This window comes from Actinoallomurus rhizosphaericola (assembly GCF_024055675.1).
Taxonomy (GTDB): Bacteria; Actinomycetota; Actinomycetes; order Streptosporangiales; family Streptosporangiaceae; genus Actinoallomurus; species Actinoallomurus soli.
Map to the genome: position 1 here is coordinate 76,092 of NZ_JAMXMW010000022.1, position 16,468 is coordinate 92,559.

Consider the following 16,468-nt stretch of genomic DNA (forward strand, 5'->3'; position numbering starts at 1 on the left):
CCGACGAAGGAGGCCTCATGAGCTCCATCAGCGTCAAACGCGGGACGTCCGCCGCGCACCGGCGCACTCCGGGAGCGTGGGCGGTGCTCCTGGCGCTCGCCGTGCTCGCGGTCGTGATGCTGCTGCCGTTCGTCATCATCACGTTCAACGCGTTCAAGACCCCGGCGGAGTACTCCAGCCACGGGCCGCTCGCGGTGCCGAAGGGCTTCTACCTGCAGGGCATCAAGGACTTCTGGGAGCGCGTCGACTTCGGCGCCAAGCTCGTCAACAGCCTGATCATCAGCGGCTCGGTCGCGGTCCTCGCGGTGATCCTGTCGGTGCTGAACTCCTACGCGCTCGGCATCGGCCGGATCAAGGGCCGGGTGTGGATCCTCGTGCTGTTCCTGCTGGCCAACACGATGCCGCAGGAGGTGCTGGTCTACCCGCTGTACTTCCTGTCGAAGAAGGTCGACCTGTACGACACGCGGCTCAGCGTGATCATCATCTTCACCGCGATCCAGACGGCGTTCGGCACGTACCTGCTGTCGTCGGTGCTGTCGACGTTCCCCCGGGAGATCCTCGAGGCGGCGCGGATGGACGGCGCGGGACGGTTCCGCATCCTGTGGCGCGTCGTCGTGCCGATCAGCCGGCCGACCCTCGGGGTGCTGTTCGTCTTCTTCTTCATCTGGACGTGGAACGAGTTCTTCCTCCCGATGATCTTCCTGATCTCCAACGAGAACCAGACGGTGCCGGTCGCGCTCGGCGTCCTGCAGGGCCAGAAGATGATGGACGCGACCATGACCAGCGCCTCGGCCCTGCTCGGCATCATCCCGGCGGTCGTCTTCTTCCTGATCTTCCAGCGCACCCTCACCCGCGGCATCACCGTGGGTGCGGTCAAGTAGGACAAGGACTCACTTCTTTGCGATTCACCGACGGCTACTGGATGCTGCAGGACGGCGTGCGGGCCTCGTACCCCGTCGAGGTGCTCGACGTGCAGGCCGGCCCCGACTCGCTCAGCGTCTACGCGCCGACCCAGCACATCCGGCACCGGGGCGACCTGCTCAAGGGCCCGCAGCTCACCCTGACCTACACCTCCCCGATGCCGGACGTCATCGGCGTGACGGTCACCCACTTCGACGGTGAGGTCCCCCGCGACCCGCGGTTCCGGCTGGCCGAGGAGCGCGGCGGCGTCGAGGTCACCGTGGACGACGAGGCCGCCGTCCTCACCTCGGGCGCGCTGTCCGTACGGGTCGCGCGCCAGGGCCCGTGGCGCGTCGACTTCTCCGCCGGCGGCCGGGTCATCACCGGCGGCGGCGCGAAGACCACCGCCATCATGGAGACCGGCGACGGGAAGCACTACATCCGCGAGCAGCTCGACCTCGGCGTCGGCCACCACGTGTACGGGCTCGGCGAGCGGTTCGGCCCGCTGGTCAAGAACGGCCAGACCGTCGACATCTGGAACGCCGACGGCGGCACCGCCAGCGAGCAGGCGTACAAGAACGTCCCGTTCTACCTGACCGACGCGGGCTACGGCGTGTTCGTCGACCACCCCGGGCACGTGTCGTACGAGGTGGCCTCCGAGGTCGTCACGCGCACGCAGTTCAGCGTCCAGGGCCAGTCGCTGCGCTACTTCGTCATCTACGGCCCGACGCCGAAGGACATCCTGCGCAAGTACACCGCGCTGACCGGCCGCCCGGCCCGGGTGCCCGCCTGGTCGTACGGTCTGTGGCTGTCCACCTCGTTCACCACCTCCTACGACGAGGAGACGGTGTCGAGCTTCATCGACGGGATGGCCGAGCGGGACCTGCCGCTGTCGGTGTTCCACTTCGACTGCTTCTGGATGCGCGAGTTCCACTGGTGCGACTTCGAGTGGGACCCGCGCACGTTCCCCGACCCGGAGGGCATGCTGCGCCGCCTCAAGGCGCGCGGCCTGAAGATCTGCCTGTGGATCAACCCGTACATCGCGCAGCGCTCGAAGCTGTTCGAGGAGGGTAAGGAGCGCGGCTTCCTGGTCAAGAAGCCGAACGGCGACGTCTGGCAGTGGGACAAGTGGCAGCCCGGCATGGGCCTGGTGGACTTCACCAACCCGGAGGCCCGCGAGTGGTACGCCGCGAAGCTGGACGCGCTGCTCGACATGGGCGTGGACTGCTTCAAGACCGACTTCGGCGAGCGCATCCCGACGGACGTCGTCTACTTCGACGGCTCCGACCCCGAGCGGATGCACAACTACTACACGTACCTGTACAACGAGACCGTCTTCGAGCTGCTGCGCAAGCGCCGCGGCGAGGGCGAGGCCGTGGTGTTCGCCCGGTCGGCCACGGCGGGGTCGCAGGCGTTCCCGGTGCACTGGGGCGGCGACTGCGAGTCGACGTTCGAGGCGATGGCCGAGGACCTGCGCGGCGGGCTGTCGCTGAGCATGTCCGGGTTCGGGTACTGGAGCCATGACATCGGCGGCTTCGAGGGCACGCCGGACCCGGCGCTGTTCAAGCGGTGGATCGCGTTCGGCCTGCTGTCCTCGCACAGCCGGCTGCACGGCAGCCACTCCTACCGGGTGCCGTGGCTGTTCGACGAGGAGGCCGTCGACGTCCTGCGCCTCTTCACGCGGCTGAAGGCGCGGCTCATGCCGTACATCCTGGGCGCGGCGCGGGAGACGTATGGCGAGGGCATCCCGATGATGCGCTCGATGGTCGTGGAGTTCCCCGACGACCCGGCCGTCAGCCACCTGGACCGGCAGTACATGCTCGGCGGGGACCTGCTGGTCGCGCCGGTCTTCTCGGCCGACGGCGACACCGCGTACTACGTGCCCGAGGGCACCTGGACGCACGTGCTGACCGGCGAGCCGGTGGAGGGCGGGCGCTGGGTGCGGGAGCGGCACGACTTCCTCAGCGTCCCGCTGCTGGCCCGGCCCGGCTCGGTCATTCCGATGGGTGCGGTCGAGGAACGGCCCGACTACGACTACGCGGACGGCGTCACCCTGCACGTGTACGCGCCGGCCGACGGCGCGCGGGTCACCACCGAGATCCCGGACACCTCGGGCGAGGTCGCGGCGACGTTCACGACGGCGCGCGACGGCGACGTGGTCACGGTGACCGCGGAGAACGCCGCGAACTGGCGCGTGCTGCTCGTCGGCGTGGGGTCCGGCGAGGCGGACGGTGGCACGATCGTGCCGAACGATCAAGGCCTCCTCGTCGAGGCCGCCGGTCCGACCGTCACGATCCGAGGGGTTTCACAGGCATGAACGATTTTGTGTGGGGTGCCGCGACCGCCGCGTACCAGATCGAAGGTGCGGCCCGTGAGGACGGCCGGGTGCCGTCGATCTGGGACACCTACAGCCACACGCCCGGCCTGGTGCTGAACGGCGACACGGGCGACGTGGCCGCCGACCACTACCACCGGTGGCCGGAGGACATCGAGATCATGCGGGAGCTGGGCCTGGGGGCCTACCGCTTCTCGATCTCCTGGCCGCGCGTGTACGACCAGCGCGGGATCGACTTCTACTCCCGGCTCGTCGACGCGCTGCTGGAGCACGACATCAAGCCGGTCGCGACGCTCTACCACTGGGACCTGCCGCAGGAACTGGAGGACGCGGGCGGGTGGACGGCCCGTGACACGGCCTACCGGTTCGCCGAGTACGCCGAGCGGATCGGCGTGGCGCTCGGCGACCGCGTCCACCTGTGGTCGACGCTGAACGAGCCGTGGTGCTCGGCGTTCCTCGGCTACGGCTCGGGCGTGCACGCGCCCGGCCGCACCGATCCGGTCGCCGCGCTGACCGCCGCGCACCATCTCAACCTCGCGCACGGCCTGGCCGCCCGCGCGCTCCCCGGCCCGGTCTCGGTCACGCTCAACCTTCACCACGTACGCGGCGACGACGCCGACGCGGTGCGCCAGGTCGACGCGGTCGCCAACCGGATCTTCCTCGGGCCGATGCTGGAGGGCGCCTACCCCGCCGACCTGCTCGACGACACGCGGGGCATCACCGACTGGTCGTTCGTCCGGGACGGCGACGAGGCGACCTGCAAGGCGCCGCTGGAGGTGCTCGGGGTGAACTACTACGCCCCGACGCTCGTCCGGCGTTGGGACGGCGTGTCGCCGCGCGCCACCGCGGACGGGCACGGGAACAGCACGGCGTCGCCCTGGGTGGGCTGCGACGACATCGAGTTCGTCAAACAGCCGGGCCCGTACACCGCGATGGGGTGGCCGATCGACGCGACCGGCCTGACCGAGCTGCTGCTGCGCCTGCATCGGGAGTACCCGGGCGTCCCGCTCGTCATCACGGAGAACGGCGCGGCGTTCGACGACCGGATCGACCCGGACGGCCGGGTGCGCGACCAGAGCCGCATCGAGTACCTGCGCGACCACCTGTCGGCGGTCGAGCGGGCGCGCGAGGCGGGCGCGGACGTGCGCGGCTACTTCGTCTGGTCACTGCTGGACAACTTCGAGTGGGCGTACGGCTACTCGAGGCGGTTCGGCATCGTCCACGTGGATTACGCGACCCAGAAGCGCACCTGGAAGGACAGCGCGCACTGGTACCAGGACATCGTCGCGCGATTCCCGCAGGGACCCAAGTTCTCGGGGGCAACACGTCGAAGCGCTTCGACTGACTAGGAGGTCGTAGCTAGTGAAGATGAGACCCCGGATCGCCGCGACGCTCGGCGTGGCCGTACTGGCCACGCTCGGGCTGAGCGGTCCGGCCCACGCCAAAGAGACCTACCCCTTCCAGAACCCTCATCTCTCCCTCCAGACCCGCGTGAACGATCTGCTCGGCCGGCTGACCGTCGACGAGAAGATCTCCCTCCTCCACCAGTACGAGCCGGCCATCCCCCGGCTCGGGATCAAACCCTTCAAGACCGGCACCGAGGCGCTGCACGGCATCGCCTGGTCCACCGACATCCACAACGGCGGCGCCGTCGTGACCGCGAACGGCACCGTGTTCCCGCAGGCGGTCGGCCTCGCCTCCACCTGGAACCCGGACCTGATCAAGAAGGTCGGCTCCGCCGTCGGCGACGAGGCGCGCGGCTTCAACTCCGAGAACCCGGACGTGTGGGGCCTGCAGCTCTGGGCGCCCGTCGTCAACCTGCTGCGCGACCCGCGCTGGGGCCGCAACGAGGAGGGCTACTCCGAGGACCCGTACCTCACCGGCACCATCTCCACGGCGTACGGCTCCGGCATCGAGGGACCCGACAAGGACCACCTCAGGGCCGCGCCCGTCCTCAAGCACTACTTGGCCAACAACAACGAGGTGAACCGCGACACCACCTCGTCGGACCTGCGGCCGCGCGTCAAGAAGGAGTACGACGAGAAGGCGTTCTCGCCGGCCATCTCCGCCGACGCCGCCACCGGCGTGATGGCGTCGTACAACCTGGTCAACGGGCGGCCGAACACGGTCAATCCCGACCTGAACGACGTCGTGCGCTCGTGGACCAAGCGTGACCTGGTCAACGTCACCGACGCCGGCGCGCCGAACAACCTGACCGGCAGCGAGCACTACTACGCCACCCAGCCGGAGGCCGACGCCGCCCTCATCAAGGCCGGCCTGGACAGCCTCACGGTCGACGACACCAACGGCGGTCCGACCACCGCCGCAGTCAAGTCGGCGCTGGACCAGGGCCTGCTGAAGCAGTCCGACCTGGACACCGCGGTCTCGCACATCCTCAGCCTGCGGGTCCGGCTCGGCGACTTCGACCCGGACGGCGGCCCGTACGCCAAGATCGACAAGTCGGTCATCAACAGCCCGGCCCACCAGGCCCTGGCCCGGCAGACCGCCGACCAGGCGACCGTGCTGCTGAAGAACTCCGGCAACGCCCTCCCCCTGAACGCCGCGAAGACGAAGAAGCTCGCGGTCGTCGGCCCGCTGGAGAAGACCCTCTACACCGACTGGTACTCCGGCTCCCTGCCGTACAAGGTGACCCCGCTGGACGGCCTCAAGGAGAAGCTCGGCAGCGGCGGCACCGTGTCCGACAGCGAGGGCGCCGACCGGATCGCCCTCAAGGACGTCACGACCGGCAAGTACGTCACCGCCGGGACCGGGGCGTCCGGGGCGGCGCTGAAGGAGAGCGCCACCAGCGCCGACGCGACGACCCAGTTCGACGCGTTCGACTGGGGCCAGGGCAAGCTCACCCTGCGCAGCGTCGCCAACGGCAAGTACGTCGGCCGGTACAACTGGGGCAGCACGGTCGTCAACGACCAGGACCAGCCGAACGGCTGGTTCGTGCAGCAGATGTTCTCGCTGGAGCAGCAGAGCGACGGCAGCTACCTGCTGCGGTACTCCGGCTACGAGACCGACGAGTCCTGGTACGGCGACGCCAAGTACCTCAAGGCCGGCTCCGACGGCACGCTGACGCTCACCGCCAAGTCCGGGGCGTCCCACTTCAGCAAGGACGTCATCAGCAGCGGCGCGGACGAGGCGGTCAAGGCCGCCAAGGGCGCGGACGCGGCGGTCGTGGTCGTCGGCAGCATGCCGTTCATCAACGGCCGTGAGGCCCACGACCGTACGACGATGGCCCTCGCCGAGAGCCAGGAGAACCTGATCAAGGCGGTCCAGGCGGCCAACCCCAACACGATCGTGGTCGTGGAGAACAGCTACCCGACCACGCTCAACTGGGAGCAGGCGAACGTCCCGGCGATCCTGTGGACGACGCACGCCGGCGCGGAGACCGGGCACGCCCTCGCCGACACGCTGTTCGGCGACAGCGACCCGGCCGGGCGGCTCACCCAGACCTGGTACCGCTCGGACGGCGACCTGCCCGACATCCTCGACTACGACATCATCAAGTCGAACCGCACGTACCTGTACTACCAGGGGCAGACGCTCTACCCGTTCGGCTACGGCCTGTCGTACACGAGCTTCCGCTATGACCACCTGAACGTCGGCCAGTCGGGCCACAAGGTCACCGCGACCGTCCACGTGACCAACACCGGCAAGCGCGCGGGTGACGAGGTCGTCCAGCTCTACACCCACCAGCGGACCTCGCGCGACAAGCAGCCGGTCAAGCAGCTGCGCGCGTTCCAGCGGGTGCACCTGGCGGCCGGTCAGACCAAGACCGTGCACCTGACGTTCAACGTGTCCGACCTGGCGCACTGGGACGTCACCCGCGACAAGAACGTCGTGGAGACCGGCACGTACGATGTGCAGGTGGGCGCGTCCTCGGCCGACATCCGGCAGCGCGCCGCCCTGCGGGTCCACGGCGAGACCATTCCACCGCGGAACCTCGCCGCCCCGACCCGCGCGGTCGACTTCGACGACTACCAGGGCGTACGCCTCGTCGACGAGACCAAGGTGCGCGGTGACGCGGTCGGCGCGGCCGACGGGAACTGGATCGAGTTCGCCGACGCGTCGCTCGGCTCCGGCGCGGCGACCTTCACCGCCTCGGCCGCCAAGGCGAGCGCGGGCGACGGCTCGATCGAGGTCCGTCTCGACTCCCCGACCGGCCCGCTCGCGGGCACGGCGACGGTGTCGAGCACCGGCGACGTCTACAAGTACGCGACCACGACCGCCGCTCTGCAGGGCGCGAAGGGCCGCCACGACGTCTACCTGGTGTTCCACGGGGACGTGCGGATCAGCACCTTCTCGCTGAAGTAGCGGGACCGGCCGCCGCTCCGACCGGGCGGCGGCCGCCCACGAGCAGGGGCGCCTCGTCCATGCCCCAGGACGCCACAGGCGAGGCGCCCCGATCAATCGGGGGATTTCACCGATCGGGGGATCGACCGTTCCGACTCCACGACCGCCATCGGAGGCCCGGCTCGTGAACGTCAGACCCGTCCGCCGCCTGAAACTCAGGCTTCTCGCCCTTCTCGCCGCCGTGACCGCATCGCTGGCGCTCACGGTGTCCCCTCTGTCCCCGCCGACCACCGCCGTCGCCGCTCCCCGGCACCGGGTGACGTACGACCACTACTCCGTCTCGATCGACGGGCAGCGCGTACTGCTGCGGTCGGCGGAGTTCCACTACTTCCGGCTGCCCAGCCCCGACCTGTGGCGCGACGTGCTGGAGAAGTACAAGGCCGCCGGGTTCAACACCGTCTCGATGTACTTCGACTGGGCCTACCACTCGCCCAAGCCCGGGGTGTACGACTTCACCGGCGTCCGCGACGTGGACCGCCTGCTCACGATCGCGCAGCAGGCCGGTCTGTACGTCATCGCGCGGCCGGGCCCGTACATCAACGCCGAGACCACCGGTGGCGGCTTTCCCGCCTGGCTGAAGAACGTGCCGGGCCGGGCCCGCAGCAGCGCCCCCGGCTACACGGCCGCGTACCGCGACTGGCTCGGCCACATCGACCCCATCATCGCCCGGCACCAGATCACCCGTGGCGGCTCGGTCATCCTCTACAACGTCGAGAACGAGTACGCCGCCGCGACCGACGCGGCGTACATGGAGGACGTCCAGAAGAAGGCGCGGGCCGACGGCATCGACGTGCCGACGATGACCAACGACTGCTGCGACGCGGCGTCCTGGACCTCCACGTGGGCGTCCGGGCAGGGCGCGGTGCAGATCCCCGGCGTGGACGACTACCCGCAGAGCTTCGACTGCCCCAACGCCGACACGACGTGGGGTCCGTGGGGCGCCGGCCTGACCGAACGGCTGCGCGAGGACTCCCCGGTGTTCGCGGCGGAGTACCAGGGCGGGTCGATCGACTCCTACAACGGCGGGTACGACAAGTGCCGTGAGCTCACCGGCCCGGCGTTCATGAAGTTCTTCTACAAGTCCAACCTCATCGAGGCCGGGGCGACGGCGTTCAACTACTACATGGGCTTCGGCGGCACCAACTGGGGCTGGCTGGCCCAGCCGAACGACGTCTACACCTCCTATGACTACGGCTCGGCCATCACCGAGAACCGCACGCTGACCGCCAAGTACGACGAGTTCAAGCGGCAGAACGGCCTCCTCGCCACGACCGCCCCCGTCCTCGCGAAGACCGACCCGGTCACCGCGCCCGTCTCCTCGGACCAGGCGATCGAGACCGTGGCGCGCGCCAACCCGGACACGCGCACGCAGTTCGTGCTCGTCCGGCACAGCGACCACGCGGCCACCACGGACGACTCGGCCACGCTCGACTGGACGACCCCGGACGGCCGCTACCAGGTGCCCGTACGGGTCAAGGGCCGCGACGCCAAGGTCCTCATCGCCGGCTACGACCTGGGCGGCCAGCGGCTCGTCTGGTCGAACTCCGAACTGATGACGCACGTGGAGGCGAACGGCCGGGACGTCGCCGTGCTGTACGGGACCGACGGCACCCAGGGCTCCACGGTCCTGCGCTACTCCTCACGGCCGACCGTGCAGGTCCTGTCCGGGTCGGTGAAGTCGTCGTATTCTCCCCGACCGACCGACCCCGGCCTACCTTCCGGTTCCCCCTCCGGTGACCTGCGGCTCGACTACACCCACTCCGGCCTGGCCCGGGTGCTGATCAGCGGCGGCGGGCGGCGCCCGCTGCTGCTCCTGCTCGGCACCGACGCCGAGGCCGCGAGGTTCTGGCAGGCCGGCCCGGTGCTCGTACGCGGCACGTCGCTCGTCCGCTCCGCCACCGTGGCCGGGGGCACCGCGTACGTCCGCGCCGACACGGCCACGGCCGAGGACGTCGAGGTGTTCGGCGACGCCCGCCGCCTCATCGTGAACGGCTCGCCCGTACGGACGCGGCCGACCGCGAGCGGATCGCTGCTCGGCACGCTGCCCGGCCCGAAGGCCGTCCACCTGCCGGCGCTCACCGGCTGGCGATCGAAGGCCGAGTCCCCCGAGGCGCGGCCTGCCTTCGACGACTCGTCGTGGACGGCCGCGACCAAGACCACGACCGAGAGCCCGCTGAAGCCGAAGACGCCGACGGTGCTGTACGCCGACGACTACGGCTACCACTACGGCGACGTCTGGTACCGGGGGCGGTTCACCGCCACCGGCGCGGAGACCACGGTGTCGCTGAACGCCTTCACCGGCAAGCGCGGCTCCTACCTGGTCTGGCTGAACGGCCGGTACCTCGGCTCGGCGGCGGGCGGCGTCGAGGCCGACGCCGACGCCCCGGTGAACCCCGACCCCGGCCGCGGCGACTTCACCATCCCGGCGGGCCTGGTCAAGGCCGGGCAGCAGGCCGTCCTGTCCGTCCTCGTGGAGAACCAGGGCCACAACGACGACTGGACCGCCGACGACAACCGGTTCAAGCAGCCGCGCGGCCTGTACGCGGTCTCCGTCACCGGGGCGGGCGACGCCCCGATCTCCTGGCGGATCCAGGGCGCCAGGGGCGGCGAGAACCTCACCGACCCGACGCGCGGCCCGCTGAACAACGGCGGCCTGTACGGCGAGCGGGCGGGCTGGCACCTGCCCGGGTACCCGGACGGCTCCTGGACTGCGGGCGTCGCGACGACGGTCGCGCCCGGCGTGACGTGGCAGCGCACGTCGTTCCGGCTCGACCTGCCCCAGGGCCAGGACGTGCCGATCGCGCTCCGCTTCGGCGGGCCCGTCGGCCAGGGCTACCGCGTCCAGATCTTCCTCAACGGCTGGAACCTCGGCCAGTACGGCGGTGACATCGGCCCGCAGACCGACTTCACGCTGCCCGCCGGCCTGCTGCGCGGGCACGGCCGTAACACGCTCGCCCTCGCGATCGTCGCCCGCGCCGACGCGACGCCCGCGCCGGTGAGCCTGGTCGCGCTCGACGACGAGCGCGGCGGCGTGCCCGTGTCCGACGTCCCCTCCCCCTCCTTCCGCTGAACCGTGCGGGGCCGGGGGGGGGGGGGGCGGCCCCCCCCCCCCCCCGGCCCCGCCGAAAGGGGCTTCCTCATGACCTCTTCACCGAGCCGGCGGACCTTCCTCGCCACGACCGCCGCGGCCGCCGGAGCCGCGGCCCTCCCGCTGACCGCCGGCGGAGCCGCCGCCGCGCCGCCGGCCCACCGCGGCAACCGGTACGCCCTGCAGCGCCGCTTCGTCGACTGGCGCTTCGGGATGTTCCTGCATTTCAACATGGGCACCTTCCACGACGCCGAGTGGGTGGACCCGGACCAGGACCCGCTCTCGTTCAACCCGGCGAAGCTGGACTGCGGCCAGTGGGCCGATGCCGCCAAGGCCGCGGGCATGCGGTTCGCCGTGCTGACCGCCAAGCACCACGACGGCTTCTGCCTCTGGCCGTCGCAGTACACGCGGTACTCGGTGGCGAGCAGCCCGGTCAAGCAGGACATCGTCCGCGAGTACATGGACGCCTTCCGGTCCCGCGGCATCACGCCCTGCCTGTACTTCTCGATCTGGGACCGCACCAACGGCGTCGGCCCGAAGGGGTTCGACGACGACCCGCCGATCACCCGGGCGAACATCGAGTACGTCAAGAACCAGCTCACCGAGCTGCTCACCCACTACGGCCGGATCCCGCTGCTGATCTTCGACGGGTGGGCGTGGCACTGGGCGTTCGGCCAGCAGTCGCTGCCGTTCGCCGAGATCCGCGAGCACGTCGCCGCCCTGCAGCCCGACTGCCTCGTCCTGGACCTCAACGGGCTCACCGTCCCCTGGCACTCCGAGCTGCTGTTCTTCGAAGAGCCGAAGGGCGGCGTCTTCTGCCCGCCCGGCAACACCTACGCCGCGTCCCAGGGCCAGACCATCTCCCCGTCCGGCTGGTTCTGGCACCCGTCCACGCCGACGAACCTGCTCACGCCCGACCAGCTCGTGGACGGTCACCTGAAGCCGCTGGAGTCCCGCTACGCGACCTTCATCCTCAACTGCCCGCCCAACACCGACGGCCTGCTCGACGACACCGTCGTCGCGACGCTCCGCGAGGTCGGAAGGCGCTGGCGGCCGGACCCGTCCCGCCCGCCGCTGCCCGCCCAGCCCGACGTCCTGCGCCACCCGGTCACCCCCGTCGCGGCCACCGCGACCAGCGGCGACGCCGCCAAGGCCATCGACGGGCACAGCGACTACGGCTGGAACGGCGAGGCCGACCAGACCCTGTGGACGTCCACGGGCCCACTCCCCCAGGCGGTGACGCTCGACCTCGGGCGGCGCTACTCCGGCCTCGACACGTTCACCTACCTGCCACGGCAGGACACGGTGACGCCGTACTCGTTCGACGAGTTCGTGACGACCGGGAACATCACGGCGTACCGGATCTCGGTCAGCGTCGACGGAACGACCTTCAAGGAGGTCGCCGCCGGAACGTGGGCCGCCGACCACACCCTGAAGCGCGCCCGCTTCCGCCCCACGACCGCCCGCTACATCCGCTTTGAAGCCCTGTCCGCCGTCGGCGGCGAGACGGCCATCGCCGGCCAGCTCGACTGCGGCGCCACCGACCACCGCCCCCACCCCACCTGAGCGGCGTTCAGAGCCGTCCCGCCTCTGATGCCCCAGGCGGGACGGCTCCTACCTGCACAAAGTGGTGGCAGCGGTTACATGAGAGCGGGACTGAGCAAGGACGACAGGTGTACGACCTCGGCGACCGGATCACGGCCGCGCCGATAGATAGGATCTGGGCCTGAAGACCGGTAAGCGCCTCCGGCCGCACCGGGTCAGGTACGCACCGAGTTGATGCGCCGAGGATTCTCGTCGCCGCGACAACACGAATCCTCGGCACAAGTACGCGCCCACGACGGAGCGAGGATCTCATCGACCTTCTGGTCGAGGCGCGACGAGGTGATCAACAGGCCCACGCGGGCGATGGCCCGTATCTGGTGGGCCCCTGTTCGGATCGGCCGCGCGTACCGCCGCGTGGGCGCTCTCACCGCGCCACAGACCATGAAGGAGCGGGATCCCTTCCAGCGCACCGCCTCGTCAAGGTAACGCTCGCCGGGAGCCCGAGACCGCGCTGCGCGTACATGGCCGCCCGCCGGTGGTCGCCCCGGTAGGAGCTGACCTCGCTCAACAATGCCACCGCGTTGGCCGCGTCCTCGACATGACCAGCCCTTTTGGCCGGAATCAGTCCGAGATCGCCCGCCTTCTCCGATGGCGACGCCGTTGAGGACGCCGGTGCATCCTTCCCAGGGTTTCTCCCGGTCTCCACGAAATCACCGGACCTTCCACAGCCGCACTTTCTTGACGGCAGGACAGCTACTGGCCAAGGTCTTGCCGTCGGGGCTGAACGCCACCGAGACGACGTCGCCATCTTCGTGACCGAGTGTGGCGGTGTTCTTTCGGGTCGCCACATCCCACAGCCGCACGGTCCTGTAGTTGCCGCCGACGCCGGTGGCCAGGGTGCGGCCGTCGGGACTGAACGCCACCGAGTCGACGTCCTGGGGGGTGCTGGAATGGCTGGTGAGGGTGGCGATGCTGCGGCGGGTCGCCACGTCCCACAGCCGCACGATCCCCTTCGAGTCGCCGCTCGCCAGAGTGCGGCCGTCGGGACTGAACGCCACCGAGCTGACGCCGCTTCCGTGGTCGAGGGTGGCGATGCTGCGGCGGGTCGCCACGTCCCACAGCCGCACGATCCCCTTCGAGTCGCCGCTCGCCAGAGTGCGGCCGTCGGGACTGAACGCCACCGAGCTGATGTAGTCGACGCTGCCGGGGGTGCTGGTAAGGGTGGCGGTGGTGCTCCCGGTCGCCACGTCCCACAGCCGCACGGTCTCCTCGGTGCCGCCGGTGGCCAGGGTCTTGCCGTCGAGGCTGAACGCCACCCATTCGGCGTCGCGTTTGTCGCCGAAGGTGGCGGTGTTGCGTCTGGTGGCCACGTCCCACAGCCGCACGGTGCGGTCGGCGCTGCTGCTGGCCAGGGTCTTGCCGTCGGGGCTGAACGCCACCGAGACGACGATGCCAGTGTGGCCTGTGAGGGTCGTGGTGTTGTGGCGGGTGGCCACGTCCCACAGTCGCAGGGGCCCGTCGCTGCTGCCGGTGGCCAGGGTCCGGCCGTCGGGACTGAACACCACGGGGAAGCTGTCGCTGTCGATGGTGGCGATGGGGTGATCGGCGTCGAGCCAGCGGATCACCGGATAGGAGACGGCGGCGAGGCCGGCTGTGCCGAGCGCGCCGAGAACCAGGGCGCGTCGTGGGAGGGTGCTGCGTGTGGGCGCTGGTGTCTGCGCGGGGTCGACCGGCCTGGCACCGCCATCCTCGGTCGGCGTTCGGGTGGGGGTGGCCGTCGGTGCCGTCGGCGGTTGACGATGCGGTGGCCGGGCGGGCCGGAGTGTGGCGGGCCTTTCTGCGGTGACCGGTGGGGCGGTCGGTGGCGTCGTCGGCGCGTTCGTGGTCGGGTCGGTGGCGTGGGTGCCGAGCCGGTCGAGGATCTCTTTGACCCCGGGGCGGTCGGCGGGGGTTTTGGCCAGGCACGCGCCGACCAGCTCGCGCAGGTCGCCGGGGACGCCGTCCAGGCGGGGTTCCTCGTTGATGATGCGGTACACGATCGCGGGAATGGTCGGGGCGTCGAACGGCCCCTGCCCGGTGGCGGCGAAGCTCAGTACACATCCGAGTGAGAACACGTCACCGGCCGGTCCGACCAGCTCTCCGCGCACCTGTTCGGGCGACATGTAGGCGAACGTGCCGATGACCACACCGGCCGAGGTCAGGGAGCTGGCGTCGGCCGGGCGGGCGATGCCGAAGTCGATGATCCGCGGCCCGTCCTCAGCCATGATCACATTGCCCGGCTTCAGATCCCGGTGCACCACCCCGCAGGCGTGGATCGCGGCCAGCCCCTCCGCCAGCCCGGCCCCCAGCCCGCGCACCGCGCCCGCCTCCAGTGAGCCGTGCCCGCTGACGACCTGGTGCAGGGACGGACCCGGAATGAACGCGGTCACCAGCCACGGCGACTCGGCCTCGGGGTCGGCATCGACCACCGGCGCGGTATGAAACCCACCCACCCGCTGCGCCGCCTGAACCTCCCGGGCGAACCGCGCCCGAAACTGCGGGCTGGAAACGTGCTCGGCCCGGATCACCTTCACCGCGACCTTCCGGCCGCCGGGGGAAACCCCCAAGAACACCTGCCCCATCCCGCCAGCGCCCAGCCGCCCGGTCAGCCGGTACGGCCCAACCCGGCGCGGATCACCCGGCTGCAGCGGCTCCATCAGCACACCCCCACCAGCAGAAGAACGAACATGTCTGTTCATTCGAGATCTTTGCAAGAAAAATCCAGGCGTGCGGGTCTCCCCCGCTGGGCCGAGACCAGAACCCGGCTGACGGATCGACGACCTGGGGCGCGATCGCGTGAGCCTGCCGGAAGGCCGTGACGGCCGGTTCAGTCGACGTCGACGTCGTCGAGGAATTCGAGCATTCGCGTCAGCACCCGCAGGCAGGCGGTGATGTCGTCGTCGGTCAGGTCACCGCCGACCTGACTCAGCATCTCCCGCTCGCGGGCGACGAGCGCGGCGATGGCCGCCGCGCCCTCGCCGGTCAGCCGGATGAGGGAGGACCGCTTGTGCGCGGGATTGGGGATGCTCTCCACCAGACCGCGCGCGGCCGCCTCATTGACCGTTCGTTGCACGAACTGCCTGCTGAGCGCCTGAGCGCGGCCCATCTGCGGGACGGTCATGGGCCCGTGTTCCTGTAGCAGGGCGAGGACGGCGCGCACGCCGACGGACAGCCCTTGGCGCGGCGCGTACTGCTCCACCTTGCGCTGCGCCCGCCGGTACAGCGGCCCGACCAGGTCGAAGACCTCGGCGAGCCGGCCCGCGAGCTCGTCGGGTCCGAGCGGCGAATCGGAGTCGGTCACCACCTGATTATGACACCACAGTTGTCAAACTTCGCCGTACATGACACCTTGGTTGTCATGACTGACGACCTCTCCTGGTTCGACACCGAAGACGGCCGGCTCGCGTACCGCGAGCTCGGCACCGGGCACCCGCTGGTCCTGCTCCACGGCGGCTTCCTGGACCACCACATGTGGGACGGCCAGATTCCCGTGCTCGCCTCGCGGTACCGCGTCATCGCACCCGACGCCCGGGGACACGGCGCCTCCGCCAACGCGCGCCGCCCGTTCCGGCACACCGACGACCTCGCCGCGCTGCTGCGCCACCTCGACGTCGGACCGGCGGTCCTCGCCGGGGTGTCGATGGGCGCGAGCACCGCCGTCGACACCGCCCTGGAGCATCCCGACCTGGTACGCGCCCTGGTCGTCACCGGTGCCGGGACCAGCGAGCCCGAGTTCACCGATCCGTGGACCGTCGAGGCACTCGGGGCCGCGACCGCCGCGATGGCCGCCGGTGACCTCGAGGGCGCGATCGACGCGTTCGCGCTCTTCGCCGCGGGCCCGTACCGCACGCTCGACGACGTCGATCCCGAGGTCCTACGGCGGGTTCGGGAGATGGCGCGGCGGACGATGTCCAAGCACACCGCCGACGAGGGGAACCTGCTCATTCCGGTGCCCGAAACCTGGGCGCGCGCAGCGAGGATCACCGCACCCCTCCTGGCCGTCAACGGCGACCTCGACTCGCCGGACCACATCGGCATGGCCGAACGACTGGCCGGACTCGTCGCCCACGGCGGCACGGCCACCGTCGAGGGGGCCGCCCACTACCCCAGCCTGGAACGACCGGACGCCTACAACCGAATTCTTCTCGACTTCCTGCACCGACAGGACTGACACCTCAGCCCGAACGGCCGAGACCTCT

General features: G+C 70.3%; 9 protein-coding genes. 7 read left to right on the plus strand and 2 right to left on the minus strand.

What is annotated here, in order from left to right; translation table 11 throughout:
• The first annotated feature begins 17 nt into the window (after positions 1 to 17).
• The 6 genes from NE234_RS36500 (at position 18) to NE234_RS36525 (ending at position 12,251) form a co-directional block, all read left to right on the plus strand.
• Positions 18 to 881, plus strand: a complete 864-nt coding sequence (locus tag NE234_RS36500) for a carbohydrate ABC transporter permease (RefSeq protein WP_252785519.1) — start codon at positions 18 to 20, stop codon at positions 879 to 881.
• A 17-nt stretch (positions 882 to 898) separates the two neighbouring features.
• Positions 899 to 3,217 (plus strand): alpha-xylosidase, encoded by a 2,319-nt coding sequence (gene yicI, locus NE234_RS36505; protein ID WP_252785520.1) that lies wholly within the window; start codon positions 899 to 901, stop codon positions 3,215 to 3,217.
• Positions 3,214 to 4,584, plus strand: coding sequence for a GH1 family beta-glucosidase (locus NE234_RS36510; protein ID WP_252785521.1), 1,371 nt, complete (start codon positions 3,214 to 3,216; stop codon positions 4,582 to 4,584). The genes yicI and NE234_RS36510 overlap by 4 nt, the downstream gene beginning before the upstream one ends.
• Positions 4,585 to 4,603: 19 nt before the next feature.
• On the plus strand, positions 4,604 to 7,558 hold the full coding sequence (locus tag NE234_RS36515) for a glycoside hydrolase family 3 protein (protein ID WP_252785605.1): 2,955 nt from the start codon (positions 4,604 to 4,606) through the stop codon (positions 7,556 to 7,558).
• Positions 7,559 to 7,721: 163 nt separating this feature from the next.
• Entirely contained in the window at positions 7,722 to 10,667 is a 2,946-nt protein-coding gene (locus NE234_RS36520) for a beta-galactosidase (RefSeq protein WP_252785522.1), read from the plus strand.
• Positions 10,668 to 10,736: 69 nt separating this feature from the next.
• The gene (locus NE234_RS36525; RefSeq protein WP_252785523.1) at positions 10,737 to 12,251 is read left to right on the plus strand and encodes an alpha-L-fucosidase; all 1,515 of its coding nucleotides are present in this window, start codon (positions 10,737 to 10,739) and stop codon (positions 12,249 to 12,251) included.
• A gap of 689 nt (positions 12,252 to 12,940) precedes the next feature.
• Here the strand turns inward: NE234_RS36525 and NE234_RS36530 are convergent.
• Both NE234_RS36530 and NE234_RS36535 read right to left on the minus strand, forming a co-directional pair.
• A complete protein-coding gene (locus tag NE234_RS36530; protein WP_252785524.1) occupies positions 12,941 to 14,926 on the minus strand; it encodes a WD40 repeat domain-containing serine/threonine protein kinase in 1,986 nt (661 codons plus the stop codon).
• A 170-nt stretch (positions 14,927 to 15,096) separates the two neighbouring features.
• Positions 15,097 to 15,570: a MarR family winged helix-turn-helix transcriptional regulator gene (locus tag NE234_RS36535; protein ID WP_252785525.1), complete on the minus strand. Its 474-nt coding sequence runs from the start codon at positions 15,568 to 15,570 to the stop codon at positions 15,097 to 15,099.
• A gap of 57 nt (positions 15,571 to 15,627) precedes the next feature.
• On the opposite strand from NE234_RS36535, the gene NE234_RS36540 reads away from it, so the two are divergent.
• Positions 15,628 to 16,440: an alpha/beta fold hydrolase gene (locus tag NE234_RS36540; RefSeq protein ID WP_252785526.1), complete on the plus strand. Its 813-nt coding sequence runs from the start codon at positions 15,628 to 15,630 to the stop codon at positions 16,438 to 16,440.
• Positions 16,441 to 16,468: the final 28 nt, after the last annotated feature.

Coding starts and splice junctions, on each gene's coding strand:
- NE234_RS36500 (WP_252785519.1), top strand. CDS start 18: ATGAGCTCCATCAGCGTCAAACGCGGGACGTCCGCCGCGCACCGGCGC.
- NE234_RS36510 (WP_252785521.1), top strand. CDS start 3,214: ATGAACGATTTTGTGTGGGGTGCCGCGACCGCCGCGTACCAGATCGAA.
- NE234_RS36515 (WP_252785605.1), top strand. CDS start 4,604: ATGAGACCCCGGATCGCCGCGACGCTCGGCGTGGCCGTACTGGCCACG.
- NE234_RS36525 (WP_252785523.1), top strand. CDS start 10,737: ATGACCTCTTCACCGAGCCGGCGGACCTTCCTCGCCACGACCGCCGCG.
- NE234_RS36530 (WP_252785524.1), bottom strand. CDS start 14,926: ATGGAGCCGCTGCAGCCGGGTGATCCGCGCCGGGTTGGGCCGTACCGG.
- NE234_RS36540 (WP_252785526.1), top strand. CDS start 15,628: ATGACTGACGACCTCTCCTGGTTCGACACCGAAGACGGCCGGCTCGCG.